Source organism: Streptomyces zingiberis (genome assembly GCF_012034935.1).
In the GTDB taxonomy this organism is placed as follows: Bacteria; Actinomycetota; Actinomycetes; order Streptomycetales; family Streptomycetaceae; genus Streptomyces; species Streptomyces zingiberis.
The window spans coordinates 1-7984 of the sequence record NZ_JAATEN010000037.1 but is presented as its reverse complement, the minus strand read 5'-3'; the positions used below and the strand labels follow the sequence as shown (position 1 = coordinate 7984).

The 7984-nt window shown below is 77.3% G+C and carries 2 protein-coding genes; both read right to left on the bottom strand.

The annotated features are described in order from the left end of the window. A partial coding sequence (locus HCK00_RS26510) for a condensation domain-containing protein (protein ID WP_311765520.1) occupies positions 1 to 1940 on the bottom strand: 1940 nt, incomplete at its 3' end. Further along, positions 1937 to 7984: non-ribosomal peptide synthetase (locus HCK00_RS26505; protein WP_206321032.1), on the bottom strand; the 6048-nt coding region annotated here is incomplete at its 5' end. The genes HCK00_RS26510 and HCK00_RS26505, both read right to left, overlap by 4 nt.

The following is a 7984-nucleotide window of genomic DNA, read 5'->3' as shown; positions in this document are numbered from 1 at the left end:
CCGACCGGCACGGTCAGACCACCCGGCGACGCCGCCAGCCGGGCGACGGTCTCCGGCTGATCCACCTCCAGGACCAAGGCACCGGAGCTTTCCGGGACGACACCCCGCGTCTTCCGTTCACAGAGCACCACCGACACGCCGGCATCGGCCAGCACGCCCGCCACCCGCTCCGCCGGCCAGCCCACATCCACCGGCACATACGCCGCCCCCGCACGCCACACCCCCAACAACACCACCGGCAACCCGACCGACCGCTCCAGCACCACCCCGACCCGATCACCCCGCCCCACCCCCACACCGGCCAAAAACGCCGCCAGGCGACCGGACCCCTCGCCCAACTCCCGGTAGGAGACGGCCCGGCCCTCCCCGCTCACCGCCACCGCCTTCGGCTCGGCGGCCACCCGCCCCGCGACCAGCTCCGGCACCGGGAGCACCGGTTCGGCGCCCGGCGTGCCGCCCCACCCGTCCACCACCCGTGCCCGGTCGGCCGGTTCCAGCACGTCCAGCCGCCCCACCGGCCCCCACGGGTCCACCACCATCCGCTCCAGCACCCGGGCCAGCCACCGTCCGGCCGTCTCCCCGACGCGCTCGCTCACCAGGTCGGGCCGGTAGGTGACGTCGAGCCGGAACCCGTCGCCGGGCAGGACGCCCACGGTGAGCGGGTAGTGCGTGGCCTGGTGCGCCTCGGCCACGGTCAGGCGCAGCGTCTCGGGTGTGGCGGGGTCGGCGGGCGGTCTGGGGTAGTTCTCGTAGACCATGAGGGTGTCGAAGCCGGCTCCCGGGCCGGCGATGCCCTGGATCTCGGCGAGGCCGAGATGCTGATGAGCTATCAGCGCCGACTGCCGTTCCTGTATCCGCCGCAGGAGTTCCACCACCGGCTCCGCGCCGTCCAGCCGTATCCGGACCGGCAGGGTGTTGATGAAGAGCCCGATCATCGCCTCGGCGCCGGGCAGTTCCGGTGGCCGGCCGGCCACGGTGGAGCCGAACACCACGTCGGTGCGGCCCGTGAGCCGGGCGAGGACGAGTGCCCAGGCGCCCTGGAGCACGGTGTTGACGGTCAGGCCGTGGCGGCGGGCCAGTTCACCGAGCGCGGTGGCGGTCGCCCCGGGGAGGCGCAGGGAGGTCCGCCGGGGGGCGGCCCCGGCGCGGGCGGCGGTGACGGGGCCCGCGACCAGGGTCGGTTCGTCCGTCCCGGCCAGTTCCGCGCGCCAGGCCGCCCGGGCCGCGTCCTTGTCCTGCCGGCCGAGCCAGAGCAGGTAGTCGCGGTAGGAGGGTGCGGTGCGCAGTCCGGACGCGTCACCGCCGGCCGCGTAGAGCGCGGTCAGCTCGTCCAGGAGCAGCGGCATGGACCAGCCGTCCATCAGCAGGTGGTGGGAGGTCACCACGAGCCGGTACCGGTCGGGGGCCCGGCGGATCAGGTGCAGCCGCAACAGCGGTGGGGCGGCGGGGTCGACACGGTGCGCGCGTTCGGCCGCGGCCAGCCGGCCGGTCTCGGCGGCGGCCTCGGGCTCCGCCAGGCCGGACAGGTCGGTCTCCCGCCAGGGCAGGGCGACCTCACGGGTGATCAGCTGCACGGCCTCGCCGGACCTGCGCCGGTGGAAGCTGGCCCGCAGCGCGGCGTGGCGCAGGACCAGCGCCTCCCAGGAGGCGCGGAGCCGGGCGGGGTCCACCGGGCCGTCGGCGGCCAGGACGGTCTGCACGGTGTAGACGTCCGGCCCGTGGTCGCCGTGGTCGCCGTGGTCGCCGAGGTCGTCGAAGGCGGCGTGGAAGAGCAGCCCTTCCTGCAACGGCGAGAGCGGCCACACCTCGGTCAGCGCCGACGGAACCGGCGGAACCGACGGCGCCGCGGGAGCCGGAGGCCCTGACGGTGGGGAGGCCGCCGGTGCGGCCGGCGGGTGCGCGGCGGTCCGGGTACCGGCTGCGGGGTCGGTGGGGTTCACCGCGGCAGTCCTCCTTCGAGTTGCGCCGCTATGGCTTCGAATTGCTCCACCTCGTCCTGGGCGAGGTCGAGCAGCGGGAAGTCGGAGGGGGTGTGTCCGCCCGCCCCCGGGTCGGTGGTGTGTGCCGCCAGACCGGCGAGCATGGCCAGCCACAGCCGGCCCAGCCGTTCGGTTTCGGTCTCGTCGAGGGCGGCGGGGTGGCTGAGGTGGATGACGAGTTCGGGCCCGTCGGCGGTGTCGCGCACGGCCGCGCCGGCCTCCAGGGTGTGCGGCGCGGGCATGCGCGGGTCGGTGGAGCCGCCGATGGCGACGTCCCCGGCCAGTTGCCAGGGCCGGACGGTTCCGGGACGGGCGCCCGCCGGGAAGCGGCCCAGGTAGTTGAAGCCGATCCGGGGGGTGGGCAGAGCGGCCAGGGCGGGACCGGTGGCGGGGTTGAGGTGGCGCAGCAGGCCGTGGCCGAGGCCGTCCCCGGGGACGGCGCGGGCCTGTTCCTTGACGGCCTTCAGCAGCGTGCCCGCGGCCGGCCCGCCGGTGAGCACCTCGGCGACGCCGACACCCGCCACGTCGAGCCGGACGGGGTGCACGGAGGTGAACCACCCGACGGTGCGCAGGACGTCGGCGCCCTCGACGGGTTCCCGGCCGTGCCCCTCGACGTCCACGAGGAGGGTGGTGCCACCGTCACGCCTCCAGTGGGTGACGGCCGCGGCCAGGGCGGCCAGCAGGACGTCGTGGACGCCGCAGTGGAAGACGGCCGGGGTACGGCCGGTGAGGGTGCGGGCCTGGCCCGGGTCCACGGTCCAGGCGCGGCGCCGCACGGTGGCCGCGGTGTCGCGCGCCGGGTCCAGGGGCGGCAGGCCGGGTGGCGGCGGGGCGTCGGTGAGCAGGGCCGTCCAGCCGTCCAGTTCGGACAGCCGGGCGGGGGTGGCGGCCTGGGCGGTGAGCAGGGCGGCCCAGCGGCGGAAGGAGGTGGGCACGGGGTCGAGGGCGGGAGCCCGGCCGGCCGCGGCGGCCTCGCAGGCCGCGCGGAGGTCGGGCAGCAGGACGCGCCAGGACACGCCGTCCACGCACAGGTGGTGCGCGGCCAGGGCCAGCCGTCCGGTACGGCCCTCTCCCGCGTCGAGCCACACGGCGCGGAACATCGCCCCCGAGGCGGGGTCCAGCAGGTCCACGGCCTCCCGCGCGGCCTGCGCGGCGAGGGCGTCCAGCCGGGCGTCGGCGACACGGGTGGCGTCGACGCGGGTGACCAGGTCCGCGGCGCCGGCGCCCCCGGGCGCGCCGGCGGCGCCGATGACCAGACGGGGCGCGCCGTCCCCGGGTTCGACGCGCAGGCGCAGCGCGGCGTGGGTGCCGAGCAGGGCCGCGACTCCGCCGACGAGGGTGTCGTGGCCCAGCCCGGCGGGTGCCCCGGCCACCACCCACTGCGCGAATCCGGGGCCGGTGACATGGGCGCCGAGGGCCCGCATGACGGGGGTCCGGACCACCTCACCGGTGCTGTCGTCCGCTCCCCCGGCGGCCGGGCCGCCGAAGCGGGCCACGGCGGCCAGTCCGGCCGGCGTCTCGCGTGCGAAGACGTCCTGGGAGGTGAAGTGGATGTCGTCCCGCCGGGCCCGGCTGACCAGTTGCATCGAGGTGATCGAGTCGCCGCCGAGCCGGAAGAAGTTGTCCTCGGGCCCGACGTCCGCCAGCCCCAGCACCTCGGCGACCAGAGCGCACAGGGTGCTCTCGGCCCGGTCCGCGGGGGCCCGCCCGGACGGGTCCGTGGTGAAGTCGGGGGCGGGCAGCGCGGCGGTGTCGATCTTCCCACCGGGGCTGACGGGCAGCGCGTCGAGGACGGTCACGGCGGCGGGGACCATGTGGTCCGGCAGCTCGCGGGCGAGATGGTCGCGCAGTTCCTGCCCGCCGGGCGGGGTGGGCGCGCCGGTGGCGGCGCGGGAGGCGGGGCGCAGGGTGACGTATCCGGCGAGGCGTTGCCCGCCGGGCCGGTCCCGGCGGAGGACGACCACGGCCCGGTCGACGGCGGGGTGCGCGGTGAGGGCGGCCTCGATCTCGGCCGGCTCCACCCGGAAACCGCGGATCTTCACCTGCGCGTCCGCCCGCCCGGCGAACAGGAGCGTGCCGTCCTCGGCCCGCCGCGCCAGGTCACCGGTGCGGTACATGCGCGCGCCGGGGACGAACGGGCAGGCCACGAACCGTTCCGCGGTCAGCCGGGGCCGGTCCAGGTAGCCGCGCGCCAGCCCGGCGCCCGACAGGTACAGCTCCCCCGTGGTGCCGGGCGGCACGGGCTGCAGAAAGGCGTCCAGGACGTGGGCCCGGGTGCGGCTGACGGGGCGCCCGATGGCGGGGAGGCCGTCCTCCCGCAGCGCCGGCCCGGCCGTCGAGGTGACCGTCGCCTCGGTGACCCCGTACTCGGTGCGCAGGTCACGCCCGGCGGACCAGCGCCGTCGCAGCTCCTCGGCGGCCGGCTCGCCGCCGAGGACGAGCACCCGCAGGTCGGGCAGTTCCGCCGCGGGAAGCTGGGCCAGCAGGGTCGGGGTCATCGCGACCTGGGTGACGCGGTTCTCGCGCATCAGCCGGACGATCTCCTCACCGGTGGCGTGGAGGCGGGCCGGCGGGGCCAGGACGAGCTGTCCTCCGGCGCAGAGCACGGGCCAGATGTCCGCCAGGGAGACGTCGAAGCCGGGTGAGAGCAGTTGCAGGACGCGGCTGCCGGGGCCGAGGGCGTAGCGCTCGCGGTGCGCCGTGACGAGGTGGCGCAGCGCGCGGTGGGAGACGAGGACGCCCTTGGGCCGCCCGGTCGAGCCGGAGGTGTGGATGACGTAGGCGGCCTGTTCCGGCCGCGGCGGGGCGGCGGCCCCGGCCGGGCCACTGCGGCCGGGGGCGCCGTCCGCGCGAACGGAGTCCGGGAGCCCGGGGTCCGGGGGGCCGGGGTGAACGGGGTGGCCGGGCGCGTCGATGTCGATCAGCCGCCCGGGACACCCGCCGGGGACCGCGGCGCGGGCGCCCGGGGTGCAGAGCACGACCGGCGGTGCCACGTCCCGGAGGGTCTGCCGCACCCGGGCCGGCGGGTGCGCCGGGTCGACGGGAACGTAGACGCCACCCGCCAGGGCGACGGCGAGCAGCGCGGTCACCAGTTCGACGGAGCGGTCCGCCACCACGGCGACCGGGGTCTCCGGCCCCACCCCCGCCCCGGCGAGGCTCCGGGCGAGGCGCCCGGCCCGCGCGGCCAGGTCTCCGTAGGTCAGTGAGCGCTCGCCGGCCACGACCGCGACGGAGGCGGGCGCGGCCGCCGCGGCGCGGAGGAACAGCTCCGGCGCCATGGCCTCCGGTTCGGGCGTCTCCGGGCCGCTCCCCGCCGCGAGCGCGGCGGCCCGCTCCGCCGCGTCGAGCAGCCCGATCCGGCCGGCCGACGCCGACGGCTCCTCGGTCATCCGTTCCAGGACCCGGGTGAACCGGCGGACGAGATCCGCGGCCCGGGCCGGGGAGACGACGTCGGGCCGGTGGACGAGATGGCCGCGGAGCCGCTCGCCGGGGATGACGATGAGCGCCACCGGGAAGTGCCCCCGGTCCTGCGGTTCGCCCACGGGCCGGATGACGGGCCCACCGGGGGCGGCCTCGCCGGTCTCGGCGCCCGGCAGGTTCTCGTAGACGACGAGGGTGTCGAACCCGGCCCCGGCCCCGGCCGCCTGGCGGATCTCCTGGAGGCCGGTGTACTGCCGGCCCATCAGGGCCACCTGGCGCCGCTGCACCCGGGCGAGGAGCTCCCCGGCCGGCTCCCCGGGGTCGAGGGTGACGCGCACGGGCAGGGTGTTGATGAACGGGCCGACGGCGGTCTCGGCCCCCGGAAGTTCCGCGGGCCGGCCCGCGACGGTGGTGCCGAACACCACGTCGGTGCGGCCCACCAGCCTCGCCAGGACCAGGGCCCAGGCCCCCTGGAGCACGGTGTTGACCGTCAGCCCGCGCGAGCGGGCCATCCGCCGTATCCGGCCGGTCAGTTCCGCGCCGAGGTCGAAGGTCACCGGCTGGGGCACCAGCGGTGTACGGACCCGCTCCTCGGGCGCGACCAGGGTCGGCTCGGTCAGGCCGGCCAGTTCCGCCCGCCACGCCTCCCGGGCCGCGTCCGCGTCCTGCCGGGCCAGCCAGGCGAGGTAGGCGCGGTAGGAGACGGCGGGCGGGAGCGACCGGGTGTGGCCGCCGTCCGCGTAGGCCCGGGACAGCTCGGTGAAGACCACCGAGGTGGACCAGCCGTCCAGCAGGGTGTGGTGGGCGGTGACGATCTGGCGGTACCGCTCCGGTCCGAGGCGCACGAGCAGCAGGCGCAGGAGCGGGGCCGCCGTGAGGTCGAACCGCTCGGCGCGCTCCCGGTCCGCGAGGCGGGTCACCTCCGCCGCCGCGTCCTCCTCGGGCAGGCCGGAGAGATCGGCCTCCCGCCAGGGCAGGGTCACCGCGCGCCGCACGACCTGGACGGTCTCGCCGGACGGGCGCTGGTGGAAGCCCGCCCGCAGCACCGGATGGCGCGCCACCAGCGCCTCCCACGAGGCCCGCAGCCGTGCCGGGTCCAGTGGCCCGTCCAGGGCGAGCATCCGCTGGCTGGTGTACACGTCGGGCCCGGCGGCGTCGAAGGTGGCGTGGTAGAGCATCCCCTGCTGGAGCGGTGACAGCGGCCAGACGTCCTCCAGGCCGGGCACGCGGGCCCGCAGATCGCCGAGTTCGGCGGCCGGGAGGCCGGCGAGGAGGGACCCCTCCGCGCCACCGGGTCCGGGCTCCGTCCCCCCGGGCACCGCCGGCGTTCCGGCCGCGCCCTCCGCTCCGGCCGCCGCTCCGGCTTCCGGGACGGCGCCGGCCGCGGCGAGCCGGGCCGGCGTCTCGTACCGGAAGACGTCCTGCGGGGTGAGGCGGATACCGTCCCGGCGGGCCCGCGCGGCGAGCTGCATCGACATGATCGAGTCCCCGCCGAGGGAGAAGAAGCTGTCCTCGGCCCCGACCCGCTCCAGGCCGAGGATCTCGGCGAAGAGGCGGCAGAGCGCCCGCTCACCCGCGGTGCGCGGTTCCCGGCCGGAGACCCGCTCGGCGAAGTCGGGGGCGGGCAGCGCCCGGCGGTCCAGCTTGCCGTTGGCGGTGACGGGCAGCGCGTCCAGGACGAGCACCACGGCGGGAACCATGTACTCCGGCAGCACCCCGGCCGCGTACTCACGGATCTTCCCCGCGTCCAGGGCCCCGGACCGCCGGGGGGTGACGGGGGCTTCGGAGCAGCGCGGCTCCCCGGAAACCGCGGGGTCCGCCGGCCCCCCGGGGGTGTCCGGCCCCCCGGGGGTGTCCGGCCCCCCGGGGGTGTCCGGCCGCTCGGGGGTGTCCGGCCGCTCGGGGACGACGTAGCCGACGAGGCGGCGTTCCTCCCCCGGCCCGTCGTCCCGGGCCACCACCACCGCCTGCGCCACACCGGGGCACCCGGCGAGAACGGCCTCGGCCTCCCCCGGCTCGACCCGGAAACCCCGGACCTTGACCTGCGCGTCGGCCCGCCCGGCGAAGAGGAGTTCACCGCCGTCCGTCCGGTGGACGAGGTCCCCGGTGCGGTACATCCGCTGACCCGGCGCGAACGGCGACGCGACGAACCGCTCGGCCGTCGGCCCCGGCAGGGCGTGGTACCCCTGGGCCAGACCGTCCCCGGCCAGATACAGCTCGCCCACGCCGCCGGGCGGCACGGGATGCAGGAAGGCGTCCAGCACATACCCCTGGCGGCCGGGCAGGGGGCGGCCGATCGGCAGCCTGTCCCCCAGCGGCTCACCGGGGGACAGCGTGTGCCACGTGGCGCACAGCGTGCCCTCCGTCGGCCCGTACAGGTGCCGGACGGTCACCTGGGGGCAGGCTCCCCGGACCCGGGCCACCGCGTCCACCGGCACCACGTCCCCACCGGTCAGCACCTCACGCAACCCGGCGAAACACTCCGGCGACTCCCCCGCGAGCACCCGGAAGGATCCCGCGGTCAGATGGGCCGCCGTCAGTCCGTCCTCGGTGACACCCCTGCGCAGCCGCGCCGCGTCAACAGG